Annotated in this window: 22 protein-coding genes and 1 pseudogene; 5 read left to right on the top strand and 18 right to left on the bottom strand. The window is 63.9% G+C overall.

Annotation, left to right across the window (positions count from 1 at the left end):
- Positions 1 to 20: 20 nt before the first annotated feature.
- The 7 genes from ccoG to QQL28_RS28555 form a co-directional block, all read right to left on the bottom strand.
- Entirely contained in the window at positions 21 to 1,487 is a 1,467-nt protein-coding gene (gene ccoG / locus QQL28_RS28585; protein WP_284270853.1) for a cytochrome c oxidase accessory protein CcoG, read from the bottom strand.
- A 103-nt stretch (positions 1,488 to 1,590) separates the two neighbouring features.
- Complete coding sequence (gene ccoP, locus QQL28_RS28580) at positions 1,591 to 2,463, bottom strand: cytochrome-c oxidase, cbb3-type subunit III (RefSeq protein ID WP_284270852.1); 873 nt, start codon at positions 2,461 to 2,463, stop codon at positions 1,591 to 1,593.
- A gap of 6 nt (positions 2,464 to 2,469) precedes the next feature.
- Positions 2,470 to 2,634: a cbb3-type cytochrome oxidase subunit 3 gene (locus QQL28_RS28575; RefSeq protein ID WP_284270851.1), complete on the bottom strand. Its 165-nt coding sequence runs from the start codon at positions 2,632 to 2,634 to the stop codon at positions 2,470 to 2,472.
- A gap of 13 nt (positions 2,635 to 2,647) precedes the next feature.
- Positions 2,648 to 3,382: a cytochrome-c oxidase, cbb3-type subunit II gene (gene ccoO, locus QQL28_RS28570; protein ID WP_284270850.1), complete on the bottom strand. Its 735-nt coding sequence runs from the start codon at positions 3,380 to 3,382 to the stop codon at positions 2,648 to 2,650.
- 11 nt (positions 3,383 to 3,393) lie between these two features.
- Positions 3,394 to 5,043, bottom strand: coding sequence for a cytochrome-c oxidase, cbb3-type subunit I (ccoN, locus tag QQL28_RS28565; protein WP_284270849.1), 1,650 nt, complete (start codon positions 5,041 to 5,043; stop codon positions 3,394 to 3,396).
- A 213-nt stretch (positions 5,044 to 5,256) separates the two neighbouring features.
- Positions 5,257 to 5,682 carry a CBS domain-containing protein gene (locus QQL28_RS28560; RefSeq protein WP_284270848.1) on the bottom strand — a complete coding sequence of 142 codons (426 nt, stop codon included), beginning with the start codon at positions 5,680 to 5,682 and terminating at the stop codon, positions 5,257 to 5,259.
- Positions 5,683 to 5,714: 32 nt separating this feature from the next.
- Positions 5,715 to 6,548, bottom strand: coding sequence for a universal stress protein (locus QQL28_RS28555; RefSeq protein WP_284270847.1), 834 nt, complete (start codon positions 6,546 to 6,548; stop codon positions 5,715 to 5,717).
- A 216-nt stretch (positions 6,549 to 6,764) separates the two neighbouring features.
- Between QQL28_RS28555 and fixL the strand changes: the two genes are divergently transcribed.
- The 4 genes from fixL (at position 6,765) to QQL28_RS28535 (ending at position 10,191) form a co-directional block, all read left to right on the top strand.
- Positions 6,765 to 8,282 carry a sensor protein FixL gene (gene fixL, locus QQL28_RS28550; RefSeq protein WP_284270846.1) on the top strand — a complete coding sequence of 506 codons (1,518 nt, stop codon included), beginning with the start codon at positions 6,765 to 6,767 and terminating at the stop codon, positions 8,280 to 8,282.
- 3 nt (positions 8,283 to 8,285) lie between these two features.
- Positions 8,286 to 8,903 carry a response regulator FixJ gene (fixJ, locus tag QQL28_RS28545; protein WP_284270844.1) on the top strand — a complete coding sequence of 206 codons (618 nt, stop codon included), beginning with the start codon at positions 8,286 to 8,288 and terminating at the stop codon, positions 8,901 to 8,903.
- A 59-nt stretch (positions 8,904 to 8,962) separates the two neighbouring features.
- Positions 8,963 to 9,385, top strand: coding sequence for a response regulator (locus tag QQL28_RS28540; RefSeq protein WP_284270841.1), 423 nt, complete (start codon positions 8,963 to 8,965; stop codon positions 9,383 to 9,385).
- Between the two features lie 116 nt (positions 9,386 to 9,501).
- The gene (locus QQL28_RS28535; protein WP_284270839.1) at positions 9,502 to 10,191 is read left to right on the top strand and encodes a helix-turn-helix domain-containing protein; all 690 of its coding nucleotides are present in this window, start codon (positions 9,502 to 9,504) and stop codon (positions 10,189 to 10,191) included.
- Positions 10,192 to 10,251: 60 nt separating this feature from the next.
- Here the strand turns inward: QQL28_RS28535 and QQL28_RS28530 are convergent, their stop codons facing one another.
- The 4 genes from QQL28_RS28530 to QQL28_RS28515 form a co-directional block, all read right to left on the bottom strand.
- The gene (locus QQL28_RS28530; protein WP_431309654.1) at positions 10,252 to 11,547 is read right to left on the bottom strand and encodes an MFS transporter; all 1,296 of its coding nucleotides are present in this window, start codon (positions 11,545 to 11,547) and stop codon (positions 10,252 to 10,254) included.
- A 22-nt stretch (positions 11,548 to 11,569) separates the two neighbouring features.
- Complete coding sequence (locus QQL28_RS28525) at positions 11,570 to 12,067, bottom strand: PRC-barrel domain-containing protein (RefSeq protein ID WP_431309656.1); 498 nt, start codon at positions 12,065 to 12,067, stop codon at positions 11,570 to 11,572.
- Between the two features lie 32 nt (positions 12,068 to 12,099).
- Positions 12,100 to 14,304, bottom strand: coding sequence for an amylo-alpha-1,6-glucosidase (locus tag QQL28_RS28520; RefSeq protein ID WP_284270836.1), 2,205 nt, complete (start codon positions 14,302 to 14,304; stop codon positions 12,100 to 12,102).
- Between the two features lie 71 nt (positions 14,305 to 14,375).
- Entirely contained in the window at positions 14,376 to 16,139 is a 1,764-nt protein-coding gene (locus tag QQL28_RS28515; RefSeq protein ID WP_284270835.1) for an ABC transporter ATP-binding protein, read from the bottom strand.
- Positions 16,140 to 16,445: 306 nt separating this feature from the next.
- Here QQL28_RS28515 and QQL28_RS28510 point away from each other — a divergent pair, with 306 nt between their 5' ends.
- A complete protein-coding gene (locus tag QQL28_RS28510; protein ID WP_284270834.1) occupies positions 16,446 to 17,516 on the top strand; it encodes a glycosyltransferase family 4 protein in 1,071 nt (356 codons plus the stop codon).
- A 217-nt stretch (positions 17,517 to 17,733) separates the two neighbouring features.
- On the opposite strand, the gene QQL28_RS28505 is transcribed toward QQL28_RS28510, so the two are convergent.
- From QQL28_RS28505 to QQL28_RS28480, 7 genes and pseudogenes are all read right to left on the bottom strand, one after another.
- Positions 17,734 to 19,677: an alkyl/aryl-sulfatase gene (locus tag QQL28_RS28505; RefSeq protein ID WP_284270833.1), complete on the bottom strand. Its 1,944-nt coding sequence runs from the start codon at positions 19,675 to 19,677 to the stop codon at positions 17,734 to 17,736.
- Positions 19,678 to 19,780: 103 nt separating this feature from the next.
- On the bottom strand, positions 19,781 to 20,407 hold the full coding sequence (locus tag QQL28_RS28500) for an ATP-dependent Clp protease proteolytic subunit (protein ID WP_284270832.1): 627 nt from the start codon (positions 20,405 to 20,407) through the stop codon (positions 19,781 to 19,783).
- Positions 20,408 to 20,450: 43 nt separating this feature from the next.
- Positions 20,451 to 20,807 carry an SRPBCC family protein gene (locus QQL28_RS28495; protein WP_284270831.1) on the bottom strand — a complete coding sequence of 119 codons (357 nt, stop codon included), beginning with the start codon at positions 20,805 to 20,807 and terminating at the stop codon, positions 20,451 to 20,453.
- Positions 20,804 to 21,118: an ArsR/SmtB family transcription factor gene (locus QQL28_RS28490; protein WP_284270830.1), complete on the bottom strand. Its 315-nt coding sequence runs from the start codon at positions 21,116 to 21,118 to the stop codon at positions 20,804 to 20,806. The genes QQL28_RS28495 and QQL28_RS28490 overlap by 4 nt, the downstream gene beginning before the upstream one ends.
- Before the next feature lie 66 nt (positions 21,119 to 21,184).
- The gene (locus QQL28_RS45955; protein ID WP_348522528.1) at positions 21,185 to 22,468 is read right to left on the bottom strand and encodes a TRAP transporter large permease; all 1,284 of its coding nucleotides are present in this window, start codon (positions 22,466 to 22,468) and stop codon (positions 21,185 to 21,187) included.
- A gap of 237 nt (positions 22,469 to 22,705) precedes the next feature.
- Positions 22,706 to 23,140 (bottom strand): annotated as a pseudogene (locus tag QQL28_RS45950) (TRAP transporter small permease); the annotation flags it as partial.
- Positions 23,141 to 23,316: 176 nt separating this feature from the next.
- The gene (locus tag QQL28_RS28480; RefSeq protein ID WP_284270828.1) at positions 23,317 to 24,318 is read right to left on the bottom strand and encodes a DctP family TRAP transporter solute-binding subunit; all 1,002 of its coding nucleotides are present in this window, start codon (positions 24,316 to 24,318) and stop codon (positions 23,317 to 23,319) included.
- Positions 24,319 to 24,481 lie beyond the last annotated feature (163 nt).

The raw sequence follows: 24,481 nt of genomic DNA, 5'->3' as shown, positions 1-24,481 counted from the left end.
GCGAACTCCAGACGATGCTCTCAGGGCGCGACGAAATTGTCGGTGGCGGTTGCGACCTCGCCGAGCCCGATATCGGTGACGTGGAAGCGGACCGGGGTCGATTTCTCCGGATTGAGCTCGGCCGGCGCCGTCACGAGCAGCCGCAATTCAGCGGTCTGGTCGCGACCGATCACGATCATCGGCCGATCCGGCGTCACGGAATCGACGCCGACGACATGGACCTTCGCATTCACGGGCCCATCGACATCGATCGCGATGACGCGGTCGAAGCCGCGCTTGTTGAGCAGCCGGACGGTGTAGGCGTTGCGGATCGAGCCATCGCTCAGCTTGACGGCGATCGGGTTGCGGTCGTGCAGCACGTTGACATCGAGCAGGCTGCGGGTCAGCAGTGCATAGAGCATGATGCCGCCGACGGCCGCGATCACCAGGTTGTAGATGATGGTGCGGGGCCGGACGATGCGGTAGATCGGCGGCCTGCCTTCCTGGCGGCGGTGGATGTTGATGTCGTTGTCATAAGCGATCAGACGGGTTGGCCGGCCGATCTTCTTCATCACGGTGTCGCAGGCGTCGATGCACAGGCCGCACTGGATACATTCGAGCTGCGGTCCGTTGCGGATGTCGATGCCGGTCGGGCAGACCGCAACACACTGGTAGCAGTCGACGCAGTCGCCGACCTGCTCGCCGAGCGCGCGCAGCTCGGCGGCCTTCTTGACCGACGTGCGCTTCTCGCCGCGGTCGTAGCGGTAGGTGACGTTGAGCGCCCATTCGTCGGTGAGCGCAGCCTGGATGCGCGGCCACGGGCACATGTAGGTGCAGACCTGCTCGCGCATGTAACCGGCGAGCACATAGGTCGTCGCGGTGAGGATGCCGATCCAGATATAGGCGATCATCGGCGCCTGGAAGGTGACGAGCTCCTTCACGAGCGTCGGCGCGTCGTTGAAATAGAGCACCCAGGCGCCACCGGTCCACCAGGCGATCAGGAGCCAGATCGAATGCTTGAGCACGATCTCGGAGATGCGCTCAAGCTTCATCGGGTCGGACGAGGCATCCTTCTTCATGCGCTCGCGCCGATCGCCCTCGATCAGCCGCTCGACGGCGTAGAACAGGTCGGTCCAGACCGTCTGCGGACAGAGATAGCCGCACCAGATGCGGCCGCCGATGGAGTTCATCAGGAACAGCGCCACCGCAGCGACGATCAACAGGCCGGTGAAGTAGTAGACCTCCTGCGGCCACAGCTCGATGAAGAAGAAATAGAAGCGACTGTTGGGCAGATCGATCAGCACCGCCTGGCTCGGGGCGCCCAGGCCACGATTCCAGCGCACGAACGGCAGGAAGTAGTAGACGCCAAGGCATAACGCCATCAGCCCCCATTTGATGCGGCGGAACGTGCCGGAGACGCGCTGGGGGTAAACCTTCTTGTGAGCCGCGTAGAGCGGCCCGTAGTCATCGTCCGAGGTGAGTTCGTTCGGGTTCACGGCCGTGTTCATCGCTGGAAGACGTCTCGCAGTTGCGACCATACCTAGAGCCAACTCCGGCCGACCGATTGATCCAGCTCAAGGAGGGGCGGGTTCCCCCTGCCCCTCCGTCTGGCTACTTTCCGCCGCCGAGCGAGTGGACGTAGACCGCCATCGCCTTCAGGGTGGCGGGATCGAGCCGTCCCTCCCACGCCGGCATGACACCGGAACGGCCCTGGCTGATGGTCTCGATCAAGGTCGCCTCATCCGGGCCGTAGAGCCAGATCTTGTCGGTCAGGTTGGGTGCGCCCATCTCCTGATTGCCCTTGCCGCCCTCGCCATGACAGGCGACGCAATTCTCAGTGAAGATCTTCTCGCCCTTGGCCGCGTCATAGCCCTGCCGGGTCGGCAGGCCCGAGAGCGAGCGGACGTAGTTGGCGACCGTGACGATCTCGTCGGGTTTGAGCACGCCGTCCTTGCCGAAGGCGAGCATCTGGCCCTCATGGGTCTTGGCGTGGCCGGACCGCGCGCCATACTGGATGGTCTGCATGATCTGGTCGAGCGTGCCGCCCCACAGCCAGTCGTCATCGTTCAAATTCGGATAGCCCTTCGCGCCAGCGCCGCCGCTGCCGTGGCACGGCGCACAATTGTCGCCGAACACGGTCCTGCCCTTGGCGCGGGCCAGTGCGAGCAGCGCCGGATCCTTCTCGATGTCGGCGAGCGAGGCCTTGGCCAGCGCCGCCATCTTCTCGCCGCGGGCCGCCTCGAGATTGGCGAGTTCCACCGCAACGCTGGCGCGCGTCGAATAGCCCAGCAGGCCGGGAGTGTTGGTGGTGATCAGCGGCCACGCCGGATAGACGATCCAGTACCCGACCGCCCAGATGATGGTGAGATAGAAGGTCGTCAGCCACCAGCGCGGCAGCGGCGTATTGAGCTCCTTGATGCCGTCCCACTCATGTCCGGTCGTGGACTTGCCGGAGACGTGGTCGATGTCGCTGTGATCGGTCATGATCCCTTACTCCTCCCGCAACGGCATCTTCGCCGCTTCGTCGAAAGCGGCCTTGTTGCGGGGCCAGAATGCGTAGGCGACGATCGCGAGGAAGATCGCGACGAAGACCGGCGTCCAGATCGTCGTCACGAGATCGGACGCAAGGTTATGGACTGTCAGAATTGCTTTCATCGTTCATGCCTTCTCAGCGGAGATTGGCTTTCTCGTTGTAGAGCTTGAAGTCGACGAGCGTGCCGAGCATCTGCAAATAGGCGATCAGCGCGTCCATCTCGGTCGGGGTGCCCGGCTTGCCGTCGAAATTGCGCACCACCGCCTTGGCGTAGCGTTTGGTGAAGGCATCGCTGCCGGCATTGTCCGGATCGGCCTGCGCCTTCATGTCGGCGGCCGCATTGGCGATCTGGTCATCGCTGTAGGGCGTGCCGACAGCCCTGAGCGTTCGCATGTGATCGGCAATCGTTGCGGGATCGACCTCGGTCTCGCTGAGGAACGGATAGCCCGGCATCACCGACTGCGGCACGATGGCGCGCGGGTTGGTCAGATGGGTCACGTGCCAGTCGTCGGAATATTTGGCGCCGACGCGGGCGAGATCCGGACCGGTACGCTTGGAGCCCCACTGGAACGGGTGGTCGTACATGCTCTCGGCGGCGAGCGAGAAGTGACCGTAGCGCTCGACCTCGTCGCGCAAGGGACGGATCATCTGCGAGTGGCAGAGATAACAGCCCTCGCGGACGTAGATGTTGCGGCCGGCGAGCTCCAGCGGCGTGTACGGCCTGACGCCGTCGACCACCTCGATAGTGCTCTTGAGATAGAAGAGCGGCGTGATCTCGACGAGACCACCGATCGAGATCACCAGCAGGATGCCGACGACCAGGATGATCGAGTTCTTTTCGAAGATTTGGTGGCGTGTCCAGAAAGACATTGCTTGGCTCCTCATTCCGCCGGCTGAAGAGCGACGGGCGCCTGGACTTCCGCCTCGCCGACGCGAACGGTCATCCAGAGATTGTAGGCCATGATCAGCGCGCCGATCACGAACAGGGCCCCGCCGGCTGCGCGGATGACGTAGAAGGGATGCATCGCCTCGACGGTTTCGATGAAGGAATATTCGAGGAAGCCGAGCGAGGTGTAGGCGCGCCACATCAGGCCCTGGAGGATGCCGGACACCCACATCGCCGAGATGTAGAGCACGATTCCGAGCGTCGCGATCCAGAAGTGCCAGTTGACGAGCTTGAGGCTGTAAAGGCTCTTGCGATTCCAGGCCCAGGGCACCAGGCAGTACAACGCGCCGAAAGAGACGAAGCCGACCCAACCGAGCGCGCCGGAATGCACGTGGCCGATGGTCCAGTCGGTGTAGTGGCTGAGCGAGTTGACGACCTTGATCGACATCATCGGCCCCTCGAAGGTCGACATGCCGTAGAAGGCGACGGAGACCACCAGCATGCGCAGCACGGGATCGGTGCGCAGCTTGTCCCAGGCGCCCGACAGCGTCATCAGGCCGTTGATCATGCCTCCCCAAGAGGGCATCCACAGCATCACCGAGAAGGTCATGCCGAGCGTCTGCGTCCAGTCCGGCAGCGCGGTGTAGTGCAGATGATGCGGGCCGGCCCAGATGTAGAGGAAGATCAGCGACCAGAAATGGATGATGGACAGCCGGTAGGAATAGATCGGCCGCTCTGCGCGCTTGGGGATGAAGTAGTACATGATGGCGAGGAAGCCGGCGGTCAGGAAGAAGCCGACCGCGTTGTGGCCATACCACCACTGGAACATCGCATCCTGGACGCCGGCCCAGGCGACGTAGGACTTGGAGCCGAACACCGACACCGGCAGCGCGGGATTGTTGCCGAGATGCAGGACGGCGATCGTCACGATGAAGGCGAGATAGAACCAGTTCGCGACGAAGATGTGCGGTTCCTTGCGCTTGATCACCGTCACGAGGAAGACGAGCAGGTAGACCACCCACACGATGGTCAGCCAGAGGTCCGCATACCATTCCGGCTCGGCATATTCCTTGGACTGGGTGACTCCGAGCAGATAGCCGGTACCGGCGACGAGGATGAAGAAGTTGTAGCCGACCACGACGAACCAGGGCGCCAGCTCGCCGGCGAGCCGGACGCGGCACGACTTCTGCACGACGTAGAACGAGGAGGCGATCAGCACGTTGCCGCCGAACGCGAAAATCACCGCCGAGGTGTGCAGCGGACGTAGGCGGCCAAAGCTCGTCCAGGGCAGATCGAAGTTGAGCGCGGGCCAGGCCAGCTGCGAGGCGATGATCAGCCCCACCAGGAAGCCGGCGATGCCCCAGAACATCGCCATAAAGGCGGAGAACTTGATCGGGCCCATGTTGTAGTTGGGCCGTCCGTTGATCTCCGCGGGCGGCAGCGCCGCCGGGCGCTCGAAATAGCGATTGATGATGACGAAGACAGCCGCGATGCTCGCCGCGGCGCTGAGTGCCGCATGGAAGGCGAAGGGCGCGTCGAGCGCCTTGGCCGCCGCGATCACGCAGAGAAAGGCGGTGACTGCGAACACTGCCGCCAGGCCGCTTTCACCGACGGTCATGGATTTGGAAATGGAGGGCTGGCTCATGCGGATTCTCTCTGAAAGAACACGGAGCCAGAAACCACATTCACACTCGCGCGGAATTGATTGAAATCAAGATAGCTGGATTTCCGGCGATCCCGGTCGACAGGAAATCCGGAAGCGATATCAGCCGCTTATGCGCGTTTCCGCGCGCAGGACTGGCCGCGCCTCAGGCAAATCAGCGAGCTGGTCTGTCGCAGAAATGAGCCAGCCGACGGGCTAGTCGCGCGCGGTCGCCTTGAGCGCATTGATGACGTCCTCCCGCGCGATGATGCCGACGAGCTTCTGCGCGCCGTCGAGCACAATGATGCTCCGGATCCGATGCTCGACCATGAGCTGAAGCACGCGGGTCAGCCGCGTGTCCGGGTGGACGTAGATGAATTCCGGTGTCATGACGTCGCCGACCTTCCGATTCATCAGGTCGAGATAGCGCGGCACCATCTGGCTCGGCGTGAAGGCGAAACACTTCAAAATGTCGAACTTGGTGACGATGCCGACGACCTGGCCGTCCTCCTCGACCGGATAGCCGTTGAAGTCGTCGCGCTCGAACATCTCGCTGAGTTCGAGCATGTTGAGGTCGCGCACCACGGTCTTGACGTTGCGCGTCATGTGGCCGTCGGTGGTCTGTTCAAGGAATCTGTACACGGCGCGTCCTCATGTCTTTCAGTCAATACGTGTCAGTGCGACAGCAGCACGCAACGGGTTGACTGGGTGAGCAGAAATTGCGTGACGCCGCCGAGGACCAGTTCGCGGAACCGCGAATGGCCATAGGCACCGGCCACGATCAGGGCGGCTCCGACATCGGCGGCCACCCTACCCAAATGGTCAGCCGCGGTTTCGTTCCGGCCCGCTTCCGACACCCGGGCGGTTGCCGTGACGCCATGGCGGGTGAGCCAGGCGATGACGTCGGTGACGGAGCCCAGCACCGCCGGGCGATCGTCTTCCGGCTCGGGGATCGCGACGACCGTGATCTCCCTCGCCTTGCGCAGCAGCGGCAACGAATCGGCGACCGCGCGCCGCGCCTCCGGCGTATCCTTCCAGGCCACCAGCACGCTGCGCAGATCGAGCCACTGGATACCGTCAGGCACGACCAGCAGCGGACGGCCAGCCTGCATCACCAGATCCTTGGGGCTGGCGAGCGAGAAGGCGTCCGAGAAGGCCGGGCTTGGTCCGCCGCTGACGATGATGTCGGCGCAGCGCGCCTGCTGCAACGCGTAACGCGCCGGGAAATCGACCGCGCCGCGCCACTCGACGTGCCCGCCGCGATTCCTCGTTGCAGCACGGAATTGTCCCTCCAGTTCCGAAAGGCGTTGGCGGACCGACGCCTCGCCTCGGTCGACCAGACGCTGGGCCTCCGCACCGTCGGTGAAATAGAGTGGCGGCGCGAACTGCGCCGCAGCAACTCCGACGATCGCCGCCTCGAAGCGCTCCGCGAGCTCGCCCGCGACCTGAAGCCTCGCTTCATTGGGCTGACCAAGCGCCAGGCTGACCATGACGGTCGCGTATGTCATTCCGTGTCTCCAGAACTGCGTAGCTTGGCAATGCTAGGCGCACCCCGATGGCAGCGGGATGAGATAGATCAAGCCGACAAGAGGTCCGGACCGCGGCTGGACTGATCGCCCTGTTGCGGGGTACCCGATCGCCGAACTTGCCTCCGGGGCGGCCATGCGCGAAATTGCGACCAAACGAACCGCGCTCCGGACCCACGACGCAAGGATGGAAGCGAATTGAGCCCGACCCGCGTAACTCATCCGGCAGATGACGGTCGGGGCGAACATTTCCGGGTCCGAATCGAAGGCTTCGGCGTCGGCACCTGGGACCTCGATCTCAAGACGCAGGAACTGGAATGGTCGGATGCGGCGGGGGCCATGTTCGGCGTCGCGCGCGACCAGCCGATCACCTACGAGCTCTTCCTGTCGCGTCTCGAGCCGAGAGACCGCGAGCGTGTCGAAGCCGCGATCAGGCGCGTCGCCGAGCGCGGCGGCGGGTTCGACGTGTCATTCCGGATTTCCGCTGATTCCGGCAGAGGGCAATGGATCCGGGCCCGCGCCGGCCTGATCCGGGACGAAGCCGGTAGCGCGCGCCATCTCAGCGGTATCTTCCTCGACATCGACGAGGAGAAGCAGGTCGAGGAGGCGCTGCGCACGCGCGAGACCCACCTCCGCTCGATCCTGCACACGATCCCCGATGCCATGATCGTCATCGACGGCCATGGCATCATCCAGCTGTTCAGCACGGCGGCGGAGCGCCTGTTCGGCTATTTGGAGCATGAGGCGATCGGCCAGAACGTCAGCCTCCTGATGCCCGAGCCCGACCGCTCCCGCCACGACAGCTATATCGCGCGCTACCGCACCACGCGCGATCCCCACATCATCGGCATCGGCCGCATCGTCACCGGCAAGCGGCGCGACGGCACGACGTTTCCGATGCACCTGTCGATCGGCGAGATGCAGTCCAGCGGCGAGCCCTATTTCACCGGCTTCGTCCGTGACATGACCGAGCACCAGCAGACCCAGGCGCGGCTGCAGGAGCTGCAGTCCGAGCTCGTCCATGTCTCGCGCCTGAGCGCGATGGGCGAGATGGCCTCGGCGCTCGCGCACGAGCTCAACCAGCCGCTGGCGGCCATCAGCAACTATATGAAGGGTTCGCGCCGGCTGCTGGCGGGCAGCAGCGATCCGAACATTAACAAGATCGAGAGCGCGATGGACCGCGCCGCCGAGCAGGCACTGCGCGCCGGCCAGATCATCCGCCGCCTGCGCGACTTCGTCTCGCGCGGCGAATCCGAGAAGCGGGTCGAGAGCCTCTCCAAGCTGATCGAGGAAGCCGGCGCGCTGGGCCTTGCCGGCGCGCGCGAGCAGAATGTCCAGCTCCGCTTCAACCTCAATCCGGAGGCCGACCTCGTGCTGGCCGACCGCGTCCAGATCCAGCAGGTGCTGGTCAACCTGTTCCGCAACGCACTTGAGGCCATGGCGCAATCGCCGCGGCGCGAGCTCGTCGTCACCAACACCAAGGTGGCCGACGACATGATCGAAGTCGAGGTCAGCGACACCGGGTCCGGATTCCACGACGACGTGATACCGAACCTGTTCCAGACCTTCTTCACGACGAAGGAGACCGGCATGGGCGTCGGACTTTCCATCAGCCGCTCGATCATCGAGGCTCATGGCGGCCGCATGTGGGCCGCGAGCAACGCATCGGGCGGCGCAACGTTTCGCTTTACCTTGCCGGCAGCCGACGAGAACTGATCAATGACCACAAAGGGACATGTCTACGTCATCGACGACGACGAGGCGATGCGGGATTCGCTCAACTTCCTTTTGGACTCGTTCGGCTTCGAGGTCCGGTTGTTCGAGACGGCGCAAGGCTTTCTCGACGCACTGCCGGGCCTCTCCTTCGGCTGCGTGGTGTCCGACGTGCGCATGCCCGGGCTTGACGGGATCGAGCTCTTGAAGCGCATGAAGGACACGCAAAGCCCGTTCCCGATCCTCATCATGACCGGTCATGGCGACGTGCCGCTGGCGGTCGAAGCCATGAAGCTCGGCGCTGTCGATTTCCTCGAAAAGCCGTTCGATGACGATCGCCTGACCGCGATGATCGAAGCCGCGATCCGCCAGGCCGAGCCTGCCGCCAAGAGCGAGGCGATCGTGCAGGACATCACCGCGCGTGTGGCTTCGCTGAGCCCGCGCGAGCGCCAGGTCATGGAGGGGTTGATCGCGGGCCTCTCCAACAAGCTGATCGCCCGCGAATACGACATCAGCCCGCGCACCATCGAAGTGTATCGGGCGAACGTCATGACCAAGATGCAGGCGGGCAGCCTGTCGGAGCTGGTGCGGCTCGCCATGCGCGCCGGCATGCTCAACGATTGAGGCGACTTCGACTTGAGGCATGTCAAGTCCGCGCTCTCGCCGCGTGTTAGCAAGGTCGCATGACCGAGATCAGCTTACACCATAGGCGGGATCCGATGTCGTCCCCACTCAAGCCCACCGTCTACGTGGTCGACGACGACGACGCCGTCCTTGGATCACTGCGATTCCTACTGGAAACCGACGGCTTCGCCGTGCGAACCTTCAGGAATGCCACGGCATTGCTCAATGCACCCCACTCCCCTGGCGCAGACTGCTACGTGATCGACTACAAGATGCCCGACATCAACGGCGTCGAGCTTACGAGGCGCCTGCGCAAGTCGGAGGGCGACGCGCCCGTGATCCTGATCACGGGCTATCCGGACGAGAATATTTCGACCCGGGCCGCAGCGGTCGGAATCAAGGACGTGATCTTGAAGCCGCTTCTCGACGAGAATCTCGTCAAGCGCATCCGCGGCGCCATCCAGGGCAAGCCCAAAGACTGACCTCAAGGACTGACCTACGGGATTTTACATAGGTAGACCTCCTTAAGATATCGCTCGAAATTTTCACGCCGCTCGGCGCGCGGTAACCATCTGCCATCACAACGGAGATGGCACAGATGCTCACCCAGACACTCAACACCCAGGTTCACGGCAGCACGATCGCCCCGGCCACCCATCCCGTTTCCGATCAGTTCGGCGCCATCACCGGCCATGTCGGCCTTGTCGCCTCCGAGTTCTCCTACCGCAAGGATGAGGAGATCTACGGCGAGGACGAGCCTGCTGAATACGTCTACCAGGTCGTCTCCGGCGCGGTGCGCAGCTACAAGCTCCTTTCCGACGGCCGCCGCCAGATCGGCGCCTTCCATCTCCCCGGCGACGTGTTCGGCCTCGAATCCGGCGCCACCCACCGCCTCGCCGCGGAAGCCATCATCGACACCACCGTGCGCCTCGTGAAGCGCTCCAGCCTCGAGAAGGCCGCCGGTACCGACGTGCAGGTCGCGCGCAAGCTCTGGGCGATGACCGCAGGCGAACTGCGCCACGCCGAGGACCACATGCTGCTGCTCGGCCGCAAGACCGCGATGGAGCGGGTTGCGACCTTCCTGCTCGAAATGGATCGCCGGCTCGCCGTCGCCGGCATGATGGCGCTGCCGATGTGCCGCCGCGACATCGGCGACTATCTCGGCCTGACGCTGGAGACGGTGTCGCGCGCGCTGTCACAGCTCCATTCCCAGGGCATTTTGGGCTTCTCCGGCGCCCGTCAGATCGTGCTGCGCAACCGCCAGCGCCTGCACAATCTCGACGCCTGATTTCTTCCTCCCTGCCATCTTCCCAACTGGCCGGCCGAACCCGCTTCGGCCGGCATTTTCTCATGCTCCACGTGCGCTGCGCCGCGTCTCCGGCATTACCAGGAGAATCAGGACGAGCCCGACTGCTGCGACGCAGGCGAGGCTGATGAAGGCGGTGCTGCTGCCGTATCTGTCGCTGATGAAGCCGCCGAGCACGGTGCTGAGCGATGCGCCGATCCCGGTCGCGGTTCCCACGACTCCCTGCGCGAGATTGAAGTGGCCGCTGCCGAAGGCAACGTCGGCGACGATCAGCGGGATCATCACCGCGAACACCGCGGCCGTGATGCCGTCGAACACCTGCACCAGAACCAGGAGATAGGGATCGCGGACGGTCGCGAACAACAGGCCGCGAATCGCCAGCGCGCCAAATCCGAGCAACAACAGCGGCCGCCGTCCCCAGGCCTGCGCCTTGCGCCCGACCGTCGGCGACATCAGCGCCACGATCGCCTGCGGTACGATGATGCAGCCCGCGATCAGCACGGTGGCCCACTGGCTCGACCGCGTCGTCACCACGCTCGCCATCAAGGGCAACATCGCCGCGTTCGCGAGCTGCAACAGGAGCACGCTACAGGCGAAGATCAGCAGCGGCCGCTGCCGCAGCAGATGCCATACATTGGTGTCCCCTTTGTCGGACAGCTCGCGCGGCATTGCACCATGGCACCGGGCCGCATCAACCTCCTCCTCGCGAATGCGCGAAAGCGCAATCAGGGTCGGAATCGCGAGCAGGAAGGTGACCAGGAAGACCGAACGACTCGACAGCAGATAGCCGGCCGTGCCCATGACCGCAGCCGCAACGCCATTGCCGAGCGAGGCGAAGCGCGCGTTGCGGCCGAGCCGCTCGCCGATCGCCAGCGGTCCGACCAGGCCGAGGCTGATCGCGGCGATCGCAGGCCCCAGCACGCAGCTCGCAGCCGCATGCAAGGTCGCTGCCGTCACCACGACAGGGAAGATCGGCATCGCCGCATAGGCGAGCGCGCAGAATCCTATGGTCGTGATCGCGAATCCCGCGACAAGCCGCTCCGACTTCGCGGCATCGATGATCGCGCCGCCCGGCATCTGGCCGATCAGGCCGACGATGCCGCCAATCGACAGCACGAGGCCGATCTCGACCTGGGTCCATTTCTGCGTCGTCAGATAGACCGCGATGAAGGGGCCGAAGCCGGTCTGCACGTCGGCCAGGAAGAAGATGAACCAATCCAGGGCCCGCAGGCTTTGCTTTGATGGCGCAGGTAGCGGAAGCGCGAGCACAGCGTTGCGGCTATCGGCTCGGCCACGTTCGTCATCGCTCGGATGGCTCGGCTTCCTGGACAAGCGCACCGACAGTCTGCCCTCCTCTTCCTTACGGAATGAACTGCAGCGGTTGCAGGGTACCGGAGGCACCCAGCACGACGATCGGTGTGTCCTCCTTGTATTCCGGCGCGGCGGCGACCTGCGCCTTGGTCAGCTCAAGGCTGATGCTGTCCTTCTTGTTGGCGATCTTGCCGAAATGCAGCGCGTTCCAGTCGACCACGATCTTGCGGCTGCCGACGCCAAGGAAGCCGCCGAAATCGATCACCGCCGCCCGCACCTGGCCGGTACGATCGACGATGACGTCGACGATGCGTCCCATATCCTCATCGGCCGCGCTGCGCACATCCCGCCCGAGCACGCCATGCGCGTCGCTGGCACCGATGATGGTGACCGAGGGCGGCGGCGCCGCGTCCTTCGGCACCACGGGCACGGCCGGCGGCGGCGGCGCGTTCGGCTCGGCTTGCGCCGCAGGCGGGTCCTCAGCTGCGTACGGGACCGCAGGCGCGATGCTCCCCACGATCACTGCGACCAGCATCAACCGCGTCATGCCGCGCATACGACCTCCTCCGACTGATTGCGCTAGTGCGCCAACACGATCGATACCTGGATCTGGCCGCGCGTGCGCAACACCTCGAGCGCGACATCGTTGCCGTGGCGGCGAATCCGCAAATCGACGCTGGACGAGCCCAGTTGGAGCTCGCGCAGCACGACCTCGTTCAGGAACGCCGGCAGATGCGGATTGCGCAGGCGGATCTCGCTTCGTGCGACGTCGAACTCGATGCCGAGCGCCGCTTCCAGCAACGTGAACGGCGTCGCGCTGGCCCAGGCCTGCGGCGCGCAGGCGACCGGATACAGCGTCGGGCCGCGGCGCTTCTCGCGCCGGAAGCCGCAGAACAGTTCCGGCAGCCGCCGGAGATCCATATAGGTCGCGGCCTCGAACAGGCCCTTGAAGACATGCGCCACCGAATGCTTCAGGCCATAACGCGCAAGCCCGAGCACAATCAGCGCATTGTCGTGCGGCCAGATCGAGCCGTCGTGATAGGACATCGGATTGTATCTGATTTCGCCGAGCGCCACGGTGCGGATACCCCAGCCGGAGAAGAAATGCGGCCGTAACAGGTCGGCAGCAACCTTGCGCGCACGGTCCTCCCTGATCATGCCGCTGAACAGGAGCTGGCCGGCATTCGACGTCCGCACCTTGCAGGGTCGCTTGGCGCCGTCGAGCGCGAGCGCATAGGTGCCGAGCTCCTCGCACCAGAAGGCGTCCTCGAAGCGCGCCGCGAGCGCCTTTGCCTCGGCCTCGAGCTTCCTTACCTTGTCCGGCTTGCCCAGCCGCAAGGCACAGCGCGCGGCGAGCTGCTTGGCGGCGAAGACGTAGCCCTGCACTTCGGCGAGCGCGATGTAGCCTTCCGCAAGCGTACCGTCGGCATGGAAGATCGCATCATAGGAGTCCTTCCAGCCCTGGTTGGCGAGGCCCTGCTCGGAGGCGCGCTGATATTCGACGAAGCCGTCGTGGTCGGGATCGCCGGGTCCGTCGATCCATTCCAGCGCAGCCTCGATCGCGGGCCACAATTCCAGCAGCGTCTCGACATCGCCCGTGCGCTCGAAATAATGCCCTGCGAGCAGCACGAACAGCGCGGTGGAATCGACGCTGCCGTAATATTGCGCGAACGGCACCTCGCGCAGCGCTGCCATCTCGCCGCCGCGCATCTCGTGCAGGATCTTGCCGGGCTCGGCGTCGGCGAGCGGATCGGTGGCCTTTGCCTGGAAGTGCGCGAGCCGCCGCAGCACGCCCCTGGCAACCCGCGGATCGATCCACAGCATCTGCAAGGCCGTGATCAGGCCGTCGCGGCCGAACGTCGTCGAGTACCAGGGAATGCCGGCATAGGGATAGCGGCCCTGAGGCGTATCCGTCATCAGCATGTTGAGGTCGGCCATCGCCTGGCACAGCACCTCGTTGAAGATGTTGTTGGAGGTCTCAACGCTGGCCGCCCCCGCCGTGCAGGCGCGCATCTCGCGGCGATGCGCCAGCATCGCCGGAAAGAAACGCACCGGCTTGAGCGTCTGCGGCCGGTTGCAGGACACGGCCACGAACAACGACTTGGTATGATGCGGCTCGAGCTCGAGCTGCCAGGTGGCGGCATTGACCGAGAGACGGGTTGGCCTTGGATCGAAATGCAGCCCGGTCGTGCGCTGCGTATCATCGAGCCCGCGATATTCGAACAGCACGTCGGTCGGGCCGAGCAATTTGCTCGCGCCGGTCCCCCGCCGCGGCCGCCTCTCGCCGCGCACCTCGAACAAATCGGCGAAATCGCTATCGAACAGCAGCGTCAGCTCAAAACTTGCCGGCCGGTCGCCGTGGTTCTGCAGGCCGATACGCTGATAGGCCGTGCCACGCCACAGGAACACCGTGCGCACGATATGCAGCAGGTCCTTCTGGAGGACGATGCGGCCATTGCGGTAGATATCGGGATTGGTGAGATCGATGGTCAGGGCCGAGTTGTCATCACGCAAGTTCGAGCCGAGCAGCAGCGGCTGAAGATCGTCGAGCACGAGCTCGAGCCGCGCGAGATAGCGCGTGTCGCAGTTGAACAGGCCGTCCGGGCCACCGGCGGAGGCGCCGATATCGCCATGGCTGTCGAGCACGATGAAGGTATCGTCGTGCTTGAGCGAACGCCGCGGCCTCGCCGCAGGTCCCGTCATGGGAATGTAGAACGGCTGCTCCTCCACCACTTCCACGGTTCGTGATGCCGCGACGAACTGGGTGACGACTTCGGCTGACATGCGCTATTCCCCTGCGCCATTATCCAAAACGCAATCGACCTGAACGCAACGACCTGAACGCGGCTGACGACTTACGCGGCGAACTTCGAGAGCCGGTTCATCTCCTGCGTGACCAGCTCGCGATAAGGCCCGTGGTTCTGCATCAGGCGGTCGGGCGAGCCGTCCTCGATGATCTTGCCGGCCTTCAGCACCACCACGCGGTCGAAATTGCGCAGCGTTGCCAGCCGGTGCGCGATCGCGATCACGGTTCGGCCCCGCATCAGGCGTGACAGCGCCTCGCGGATCGCCTCCTCCGCCTCGCTGTCGAGCGCCGCGGTCGCTTCGTCGAGCAGCAGGATCGGCGCGTCCTTCAGGAAGGCGCGCGCGATCGCGATGCGCTGGCGCTGACCGCCGGAGAGCTTTACGCCGCGATCGCCGACCATGGTGTCGAGCCCTCCGGGCATGCTCTCGACGAAATCGCAGCGCGCCGCGATCGCCGCGCGCAAGACTTCGTCGTCGGTCGCGTTGGGCCGGCCGTAACGAATGTTCTCGCGGACCGAGCGATGAAACAATGAAATGTCCTGCGGCACCACGGAGATCGCCTCGCGCAGGCTCTGCTGCGTCACCCGCGCGATATCCTGGCCGTCGACGGTGACGTTGCCGTCATCGACGTCATAGAACCGCTGCAACAGCGTGAACAGCGTCGACTTGCCGCCGCCGGACTGCCCGACCAGGCCGACGCGCTGGCCGGGTTGCAGCCGCAGGCTGAAACGCTCGAATATCTTCGACGCCCCGGGATAGCCGAACGTCACGTTGTTGAAGGCAATCGCGGCACCGCGCTTGACCAGCGGCTCGGCCTCGGGGTGGTCGCGCAATTCATGCGGCACCAGGAGCGTTGCGATCGCCTCGGTCAGCCGCGCGACATGCTGGGTGACGTCGACCAGCGCGACCGCAAGATCGCGCGTGGCGTTGAGGATCGAGAGCCCGAGGGTGCAGACCAGAACGACGTCGCCGGTGGTCGCCTCGCCCTTTTGCCAGAGCATGATCGCCCAGGCGAGCAGCGCGATCGTCAGCGCCACGGTGACGGCGGCGTGGGTCAGGCGCAGCTTTTCCAGATAACGCAGGCTGCGACCGCGCGCCGTGAGCTCCCGGTTCACGGTGGCATCGAAGCGCTGATGCTCGTGGCTGATGCCGCAGAACGCCCGCACCAATGGCATGTTGCTGATGACGTCGATCATCTCGCCGTCGACGACGGCGGCCTTGTCGGCGAAGTCGTCATGCAACGGCTTGCCGGCGGCCGCGAGGTGGAACATCGCAATCACCATGCCGCCGGCGACCACGATCAGGCCCGCCGCCATATAAGGGCTCACGGTTCCAATCAGCAGGATTGCCGCAATTGTGGCAGCGCACGGGGGCAGCACGTTCCAGACGAACATGTTCTCGACCGTGAACACGGCGTTGGAGGTCGCCGTGATGCGACTGCTGAGCATACCCGGCATGCGATCTGAGAAATAGCTGGGTGCGTGGCCCGTGAGATGGCGGAAGATGTCGCGACGCAGATCGCCGGTCACGCCGACAAAGGTGAAACTCGCTGTCCAACTTGCGATGCGCCAGAGGAAGTTGTCGGCGGCAATCAGCGACATGAGGAAAACGAATGCCAGCCATACACCACCGCTATGCGATGCGCCGGCCGAGAGGCTGTCGACGAGCGACTTGACGCCATATTGCGTGCCCACCGAGCAGGCAACCGCGGCCACCACGGCCGACAGGATCACCAGATGCGACGCGAGCCGCCGGCGAAGATAGCGTAAAACAAAGGCAAACGGCCGCCTCGCGTAGCCGGACAGATGATCCATATGGTTGCCACCCCGTCTGAGAATTGTCAGTCGTGCCTGCGCGGCACTGGCTGAGTGAACATCGACCGGCGCGTTCCGGTTCCATTGCAATGCGATCACGACATGACGATGCGGACGGACTGAGAAGCAGTCGTGACATCATCAAGACCAGATTGCGGACGAGTCACGCCGCATTGCAGACGTGTCGAATAAGTAACCTTTGACGGGCGGAACTTCGCAGATGCGGGAACGTTCCCATGGCTGGCATGCCGGTGCCGAAGTGAGCTGGGGGTTCAACTTTCATGATCGCGAAAAGGAGATGATGAGATGCGCATCGCGCAGGTAGCTCCGTTGACGGAGGCTGTTCCACCCAAGCTTTATGGCGGCACCGAACGGGTGGTGCATTGGTTGACGGAGGAACTGGTGGCGCTGGGACACGACGTGACCCTGTTCGCCAGCGGCGACTCGCATACCTCGGGCAAGCTCGACGCAATGTGGCCGAAGGCGCTGCGCCTCGACGGCGCGGTGCGCGACCCCAACGCACTGCATATGGTGATGCTGGAGCGGGTCCGGCAGAAATGCGACGACGAGGAATTCGACTTCCTCCACTTCCACCTCGATTACTATCCGTGGTCGCTGTTCTACCGCCAGCCGACGCCATTCCTGACGACGCTGCACGGCCGGCTCGACCTGCCCGAGCACCAGCCGGTCTTCAACACGTTCTCCAAGATCCCCGTCATCTCGATCTCGAATGCGCAGCGTCGGCCGGTGCCGCAGGCGAACTGGGTACGCACAATCCATCACGGCCTGCCGGAGAATCTGCTGACGCCGGTGCCCGCGAAGCAGGATTACCTCGCGGTACTCGGCCGCATCGCACCGGAGAAGGGCGTCGATCGCGCCATCAAGGTCGCGACCCGTTGCGGCATTCCGCTGAAGATCGCAGCCAAGGTCGATCGCGCCGACCAGGATTACTACGACGAACTGATCCGGCCGCTGATCGAGAAAAATCCGCTGGTCGAGTATATCGGCGAGATCAGCGACAACGAGAAATCTGAGTTCTTGAGCGGTGCGCTCGGCCTTCTGCTCCCGATCGATTGGCCCGAGCCGTTCGGGCTCGTGATGATCGAAGCCATGGCCTGCGGCACGCCGGTGGTCGCCTACAATCGTGGCTCGGTGCCCGAGATCATCGATGAAGGCCTGACCGGATTCGTCGTCGAGGACGAGACCAGCGCGGTCGCGGCCGTTGGGCGCCTGCCGCAGCTCAGCCGCGAAGCAATCCGCAAGCGGTTCGAGACACGCTTCACCGCAAGGCGCATGGCACTCGACTATCTCGCCGCCTACCGCGGCCTGATGGAAGCCACCGCGCCGAAGATCAAGCTGGTGAGCAGCGCGGAGTAGCGCGGCACAATCTCAGTTGTCGTCCCGGACAAGCGAAGCGCAGATCCGGGACCCATAACCACAGGAAGTGGTTTGGCGAAGACCAATAACCACGATCGCGCGCCACAACTTCTCCCTGGGGGTATGGGTCCCGGCCTTCGCCGGGACGACAGTTGTATGTGCTTCGGCTTCAACGCGTCATTGCTAGAGACTGTTCGCCCGCAATGACGGGAATGTATTACATCACCACCGCCCGCTTCGGCTCGACGATCTCGAACATGCGCGGGAATTCGTCCATCAGGGCCATCAACTCGGCGAGGCGCAGCGCGTTGCCCGACAGCTTGATCTTGCCGGCGGCAACTGCCTCCGGGAAGCTCGTGAGCTTCGCGATCACCTCGTCGAGCGTGGCGCGGGCGAGCGTGAAGCTGGCATCGGCTTTTTCCGACTGCGTGCCTTCGGTGTAGGTGAGCGCGGAATTCTCCAGATTGAGCACGAATGTCTCGCCGGTGTCGGAAAAGCTCCAGTTCAGCACGATGTGCTTGCCCTCCGCCTTCGGGCCGTTGAGACGGATTCCGAGCACGTCCCAGAGCTGCGAGGTGCGAAGCGCGGCCAGCGTCTCGCGCGGCATGGGCGGACGCGGCGGCGTCTTCGGCATGCCCTGGCGCAGCTCCTGGGCGCCGAACAGATAGGCGTTGCGCCAGGTCGCGCTTTCGGCGGCATAGCCGAGCTGCTCCAGCGTGTCGGCGAGCAGCGCACGCGCCGCTGCATGATCCGGCTCGGCGAAGACGAGATGGCTCAGCGCCTGCGCCACGAAACGAAACTCAGCCTTATCGAAGTCCTTCTTCGCCCGTGCGAGGATCGCGTCCGCGCCGCCCATGTACTCGACGTACTTCTTGCCGGATTCGACCGGCGGCAGCGGATCGAGATTGACGGGGTTGGCATCGTACCAGCCGAGATATTTCTGGTAGATCGCCTTCACATTGTGACGGATGTGGCCGTAATAGCCGCGGCCATGCCAGGCGCCCTCCAGACCTTGCGGCAGCTTGATCGTCTCGGCGATCTCGGTTGCGGTGAGGCCGTGATTCATCAGCCGGATGGTCTGGTCGTGCGCGAACTTGTAGAGGTCGCGCTGCTGGCGGATCATGCTGTCGATGCGCTCGCGTCCCCACACCGGCCAGTGATGCTGGCCGCACATCGCTTCCGCCTTGCCGCCCCACAGGGACAGCGCCTCGTTGAGGTATTTCGACCACGCCAGCGCATCGCGCACGTCTGCGCCGCGGAACGGCAGAAGATTGTGGAAATTATGCGTGCAGTTCTCGGCGAGGTTCAAAACCTTGTAGCGCGGGATGAAGAAGTGCATCTCGGCCGGCGCCTCGCTGTTCGGCGCCATCTGGAATTCGAATTCGACGCCGTCGATCACCCGTGTATCGCCGGTCGCCATGATCAGGTCAGTCGGACGCAGCAGCGCCACCGAACCTGCCGCCATCGACTTGCCGAGACCGCAATCGACCTGCCCGCGCGGCCCCTTGGCGAGGAAAGGGCCGAACTGATATTGCGCCCGGCGCAGCATCGCAGGGCCGGCAATGATGTTCTCGGAGACCGCATGCTCCATGAACAGGTTTGGCGCGATGATCGGCACCCGGTCCGTGGCGAGCGCGTCCTCCTCCAGAACCCCGCGCGCGCCGCCCCAGTGATCGGTGTGGGTGTGGGTGAAGATGACGGCTGCGACCGGCCGCAGGCCGCGATGCCTGAAATAGAGATCGAGCGCGGCGCGGGCACCCTCGATCGAGGTCAGGGTGTCGACCACGATGACGCCGCTGTCGCCTTCAATCAGCGTCATGTTGGCGATGTCGAGCCCGCGCACCTGATAGACGCCGGGCACGACCTCGAACAGGCCGTGATGCATGTTGAGGCGCGACTGCCGCCACAGGCTCGGATTGACCGTCGGCGGCGCCTGTTCCGCTGCCAGGAAACCGTAGGGCTCGAGGCTCCAGACCGTCCTGCCTTGCGGATGATTGATCCTGGCATTCTCGATCGTGCCGAGGAAGCCACGCGCCGCGTCCTCAAAATCCCGCGTGTCGGAAAACGGCAGCGCGCTCAGAAGCGCGTCATGCTGCGCAATGACCTGATGCGTAGCGTCCTTTGGTTGCTCCGCGGCCTTCTCGGTGCCGATGTTCGTCATCGCATTCTCCCTGCGCGTATTGATCGAACATCTAACCGCATCTCAACCTGGATTGCCACGGCTCGCCTACCTGCCGACGCCGATTGGCTTGAGCTCGGGGCTGTCAGGTCGCGTTCGGATCTTGATCCCGCTCGCCCTCCCGCGCCTGAAGGACACGGTCGACAAGCCCCCACTCCAACGCTTCTTGCGGCGTCATGAAATGGTCGCGGTCCATGGCCCGCTCGAACTCCTCGTAACTCCGCTTGCAGTGTTGGGCATAAAGCCGCGTCATGCGGGTCTTGGTCCGCAGAGTCTCTTCGGCGTGGATGAGGATGTCCGACGCCTGCCCCTTAAACCCGCCCGATGGCTGGTGAATCAGGATGCTCGCGTTCGGTAGGACGGCGCGCGCGCCGGGCTCGCCCGCCATCAGCAGGAATGAGCCCATGGACCAAGCCGTTCCCATGCAAAGCGTATGCACGGGTGCTCGGATGTAGCGCATGGTATCATACATGGCGAACCCGCTGGTCACGACGCCGCCCGGCGAGTTGATGTAGAGGTTGATCGGCTTCTTCGGGTTATCGGCTTCCAGAAACAGCAATTGCGCGCAGACCAGAGCCGAAACATCGTCGTTCACCTCTCCGTTCAGGAAGATGATCCGTTCGCGCAGAAGGCGCGAATAAATGTCGAATGATCGCTCCCCTCTGGAGGATTGCTCGACGACCATAGGGACGAGTTGCATCGCTTCGCGCATGGGCGAACTCCAGTCTGCTCGAATGTGTGGTGAGCGCGCCGGATCAGGCGGCGCGCATACGGATCGGGCTGTTGCTGTTTGCGGCGGCCTTCGTCATCCGGCCGAAGCTCGTGCCGTCGAGCTCGTGAATGATCCGCAGGCTCGTCCCGCCCGTCCCGTTCGGGATGATCCTGAATGTCACCGTGCTCTCGAGAAAGGGTGGGACACTCTCGCGCAGGGCATATCGGACTTCTCGACCGGGCGTAATGGTGGTTGGCTCGGGATTGGCGAGATCCTGCCCCGGCAGCCACGCCTCTCGAAGCTCGGGATTGCTGATTGCCCGCCACACCTTCTGAGGCGGCTCGTTGAGGTCGTATTCGAGCTCGATACCGTTCTGCTCTCTGGTCTCTTCGGAGGTCATTGATCCATTTCCTTCAGCAAGATCTTGAGAGCTTCGATGCGTGCCGGCCAGTAGGCCCGATATTTCGCCAACCAATGCGCGATGAGGGAAAGCCCTTCGGGATCGACCTCGTAGTTCACGAAGCGCCCCTGCCGCTCCTCCTTCACCAGCCTGGCGCTCCGGAGGACTGCAAGGTGCTGAGACATCGCCGGCTGACTGATCTCCATGCCCGCTCGCAGGGCGCTCGCGTTCATCCCGCCAGCCGCAAGCTTTTCGAAGATCGCCCGGCGGGTGGGGTCGGCCAAGGCGCGAAAAATGTCGTTCTCGATCATGTTTGTTACATAAGCATACACTTATGTAACGCGCAAGACCGAAGATTTGGCCCCGCGGGCAAGTGGCTAATGCATCCCGAGGACTCTTGGCAGGAACAGCGTCAGCTCGGGCCAGTAGGTCACGACGACCAGGAAGGCGAGCATCGTGAGCAGCCACGGCATGACGGCCACCGCGAGCTCGGTGATGCGCATTCGCGCGATCATCGAGGCGACGTAGAGATTTAGCCCGACAGGCGGATGGCAGAGGCCGACCTCCATGTTGACGTCGATGACGATGCCGAAATGCACGAGATCGATGCCGAGCTTCTTGGCGGCCGGAGCAAGGATCGGGGCCATGATCAGGATGATCGAGTTCGGCTCCATGAAATTGCCGGCGAGCAGCAACAGCACGTTGACGACCAGGAGGAAGCCGACCCAGCCGAGATTCTGCGCCGCGATCCAGTCGGCGAGCGTCGCCGGCAGGTTCTCGTTGGAGAGCACGAAGGAGAACAGCACCGCGTTGGTGACGATGTAGAGCAGCATCGCGCTGGTGTTGGCGGCGCGCAGCAGCACGCGCGGCACGTCCTTCATCCCGATCGCCTTGTAGACGAAGACCGAGATGAAGAAGGAATAGACCGCCGCCATCGCGGCCGCCTCGGTCGCCGTGAACAGGCCGCTATAGATGCCGCCGATGATGATGACGACCAGCATCAATCCCCAGATGCTCTCGCGGAACGTGCGCACCGTCTCGCCCCAGCTCGCCTTCGGCAGGCGCGGATAGTCGCGCTTGCGCGCGAGCCACCAGGTGACGATGCACAGCATCGTGGTCAGCATCATGCCGGGCAAAAGGCCGGCGACGAACAGCGCGCCGATCGAGGTGTTGGTCGAGACCGCGTAGACGATCTTCGGGATCGAGGGCAGCATCAGGATGCCGAGCGAGCCGGCGACCGTGATGATGCCGGCGCCGAAGCGCATCGGATAGCCGTGGCGGACCATCTCGGGCAGCACGATGGCGCCGATCGCGGCCACCGTGGCGACGCTCGAGCCGCACACCAGCGCAAACATCGCGCAGGCGACGATGCCGGCAAGTCCGAGGCCTCCGTGCCAGTGGCCGATCAGCGAGGTCGCGAAATTGATCATACGCCGCGCCACGCCGCCATGGGTGAGGAAATTTCCCGCCAGGATGAAGAACGGGATCGCCATGATCTCGAAGCTCTCGATGCCCGTGAAGAGCTTCATCGAGACCGCTTCGATCGGCACCGTCGTCAGCGTGAACAGAAACGTCATCACGGTGAGGCCGAGCGCAATCGAGACCGGGATGCCCGTCAGCATCAGCGCGATCAGCAGCGCAAACACAGTGGCAGCGCGCATCCAGTGCGGCAGCACGATCACGCCGGACTTTTCGGCAAGGCACAGCGCGAAGATCAGGATCGGTGCCAGGATCAGGATGACGCCGAGCGGCGAAACCTTTCGCGCAGCCGCCTTTGTCGCGGCACCCGCCGGCTGCGGATGCAGCGCTGGCGAACCATCGGCCTGCACGCCTTCGACATGGGTCTCGTCGTGATGCGGCAGCTCGCCGGTCCAGAAATAGAACCAGGCGACCTGGATAAAGCGGAAGCACATCAGGCCGGAGCCGAGCGGGATCGCCAGATAGACGATCCACATCGGCGCTTCCAGATCGTTCGACTGCTGTCCGGTGTGGAACATCTCGCCGACGAAGGAGGCGCCGAAGGCCGCGATCATGCCGGTGAAGATCGCGCCGCAGAGCAGCGCGAACAGGATCACGTGCTTGCGGGAATGTTCGGGCAGGCGGTTGACGAGGAGGTCGACGCCGACATGGATGCCGGTGCGCACGCCATAGGCCGCGCCGAACTTCGCCATCCAGATGAACATGTAGATGCAGAGCTCCTGCGCCCAGGACAGGTCGAGCTCGGACAGGAAGGTGAATGCGGCTTTCGACAACGCCGCGAGCCAGGTCAGCCCGTGCGCGGTGGCCCATCTGGAGAGAGCGATCGACTCGCCGGCGCCGTAACGATGCAGCACGGCGATGAAGATCAGGCCCGTTGCAGCCGCAATGAGCGTCGCGATCAGCCACTCTTCGAGATGATTGAGCGCACGATTGAGCACGCGAAGCAAATCAAGTCCCCCCTATCAGACCGAAACGGCCGGGAGTGCGTTCACTCCCGACCGTTCTTGTTGTTGTTCTTCGCCAGGCCGCGTCAGTTCATCTTGACGTCGAGTTCCTTGGCGACGAGGTCGAGCACCTCCTGCCCGACCCGACCCTTGGCCCATTTGTAAGTCGGCTGCATCGCCTCCTGCCACGCCTTGCGGTCGGCATCGGAGAGGTAGTGCAGCGTGGTCTTGCCCGACTTCTTGATCTCGGCGAGCGCGTCCTCGTTCTCCTGGCGCGCGATCGAGTTGGTGTAGTCGGTCGCCTCCGCCATCGCCTTCTCGAGCTGGCCGCGGACGTCCGGCGGCAGGCCGGCCCAGAATTTCGAGTTGACGATCACTGCGTATTGCAGGTGCGCGTGATAGGAGACGGTGATGTCCTTCTGCACCTCGAAGAACTTCTGCGTCAGGTAGTTCGAGGCCGTGTTCTCGCAGCCGTCGACGACGCCAGTCTGCAAGGCCTGATAGACTTCGGAGAACGCCATGATCTGCGGGATCGAGCCGACGAGGCGGAAATACTGGTCGGCGATTTTCGAGCCGGAGATGCGGAACTTCAGCCCCTGGAAGTCGGCGGGCTTCATCAGCGGGCGGCTGGAGGAGACCATGTGGAAGCCGTTGTCCCAATAGGCCAGACCCGTGATGCCTTTTGCCTCCAGCTTCTGGAACAGCCACTTCCCGACGGTGCCCTTCATCGCACTGGAGTAGGTCGCGTCGTCCTTGAACAGCCAGGGCAGGTCGAGCGCCTCGAACTCCTTCACCCCGAGCGGCGCGAACTTCGCGGTCGAGGGCGCGAGCATCTGTACCGAACCGAGCTGGAGCGCCTCGATCTCTTCCTTGTCCTTGTAGAGCGAGGAGTTCGGATAGACCTCGATCTTGACCTTGCCGTCGGTGTATTTCTCGGCGAGCTCCTTGAACTTGAGCGCGCCCTTCCCCTTCGGCGTATCGTTGGCGACGACGTGGCTGAACTTGATGACGATCGGGCTCTGGGCCTGCACCGCGGCAGGCGCCAATGCAAGCGCGGCCGCAGCGGCCGCAAGCAGCAGTTTGCGCATAAAGTACCTCCCAACAACCTCTAAAGCCGGTTCTTTTTTGTTTTCCGGCTTCAGTAGTGGCAGCAAACCACCAGGCGAACAACTAGACCTAAGCCCAATTTGCCGCAGCCAAATCGCCTTGACGGCACTTGTATACGCAAGCTTGCGCCCGCTCCAGCCCCGA

The sequence above is a fragment of the Bradyrhizobium iriomotense genome (assembly GCF_030160715.1).
In the GTDB taxonomy this organism is placed as follows: domain Bacteria; phylum Pseudomonadota; class Alphaproteobacteria; order Rhizobiales; family Xanthobacteraceae; genus Bradyrhizobium; species Bradyrhizobium iriomotense.
Note: the sequence above shows the minus strand (reverse complement) of the source record. Positions and strands in the feature narration are given on the sequence as shown.

What these genes read in the sequence shown, in the direction of transcription:
- QQL28_RS28505 (WP_284270833.1), bottom strand. Translation starts at nt 19,677, where the DNA reads ATGACGAACATCGGCACCGAGAAGGCCGCGGAGCAACCAAAGGACGCT.
- QQL28_RS28540 (WP_284270841.1), top strand. Translation starts at nt 8,963, where the DNA reads ATGACCGAGATCAGCTTACACCATAGGCGGGATCCGATGTCGTCCCCA.
- ccoN (WP_284270849.1), bottom strand. Translation starts at nt 5,043, where the DNA reads ATGAGCCAGCCCTCCATTTCCAAATCCATGACCGTCGGTGAAAGCGGC.
- QQL28_RS28515 (WP_284270835.1), bottom strand. Translation starts at nt 16,139, where the DNA reads ATGGATCATCTGTCCGGCTACGCGAGGCGGCCGTTTGCCTTTGTTTTA.
- ccoG (WP_284270853.1), bottom strand. Translation starts at nt 1,487, where the DNA reads ATGAACACGGCCGTGAACCCGAACGAACTCACCTCGGACGATGACTAC.
- QQL28_RS28520 (WP_284270836.1), bottom strand. Translation starts at nt 14,304, where the DNA reads ATGTCAGCCGAAGTCGTCACCCAGTTCGTCGCGGCATCACGAACCGTG.
- QQL28_RS28535 (WP_284270839.1), top strand. Translation starts at nt 9,502, where the DNA reads ATGCTCACCCAGACACTCAACACCCAGGTTCACGGCAGCACGATCGCC.
- QQL28_RS28495 (WP_284270831.1), bottom strand. Translation starts at nt 20,807, where the DNA reads ATGACCTCCGAAGAGACCAGAGAGCAGAACGGTATCGAGCTCGAATAC.
- QQL28_RS28510 (WP_284270834.1), top strand. Translation starts at nt 16,446, where the DNA reads ATGCGCATCGCGCAGGTAGCTCCGTTGACGGAGGCTGTTCCACCCAAG.
- QQL28_RS28490 (WP_284270830.1), bottom strand. Translation starts at nt 21,118, where the DNA reads ATGATCGAGAACGACATTTTTCGCGCCTTGGCCGACCCCACCCGCCGG.
- ccoP (WP_284270852.1), bottom strand. Translation starts at nt 2,463, where the DNA reads ATGACCGATCACAGCGACATCGACCACGTCTCCGGCAAGTCCACGACC.
- QQL28_RS45955 (WP_348522528.1), bottom strand. Translation starts at nt 22,468, where the DNA reads ATGCGCGCTGCCACTGTGTTTGCGCTGCTGATCGCGCTGATGCTGACG.
- QQL28_RS28480 (WP_284270828.1), bottom strand. Translation starts at nt 24,318, where the DNA reads ATGCGCAAACTGCTGCTTGCGGCCGCTGCGGCCGCGCTTGCATTGGCG.
- QQL28_RS28525 (WP_431309656.1), bottom strand. Translation starts at nt 12,067, where the DNA reads ATGACGCGGTTGATGCTGGTCGCAGTGATCGTGGGGAGCATCGCGCCT.
- QQL28_RS28555 (WP_284270847.1), bottom strand. Translation starts at nt 6,548, where the DNA reads ATGACATACGCGACCGTCATGGTCAGCCTGGCGCTTGGTCAGCCCAAT.
- QQL28_RS28575 (WP_284270851.1), bottom strand. Translation starts at nt 2,634, where the DNA reads ATGAAAGCAATTCTGACAGTCCATAACCTTGCGTCCGATCTCGTGACG.
- ccoO (WP_284270850.1), bottom strand. Translation starts at nt 3,382, where the DNA reads ATGTCTTTCTGGACACGCCACCAAATCTTCGAAAAGAACTCGATCATC.
- QQL28_RS28500 (WP_284270832.1), bottom strand. Translation starts at nt 20,407, where the DNA reads ATGCGCGAAGCGATGCAACTCGTCCCTATGGTCGTCGAGCAATCCTCC.
- fixJ (WP_284270844.1), top strand. Translation starts at nt 8,286, where the DNA reads ATGACCACAAAGGGACATGTCTACGTCATCGACGACGACGAGGCGATG.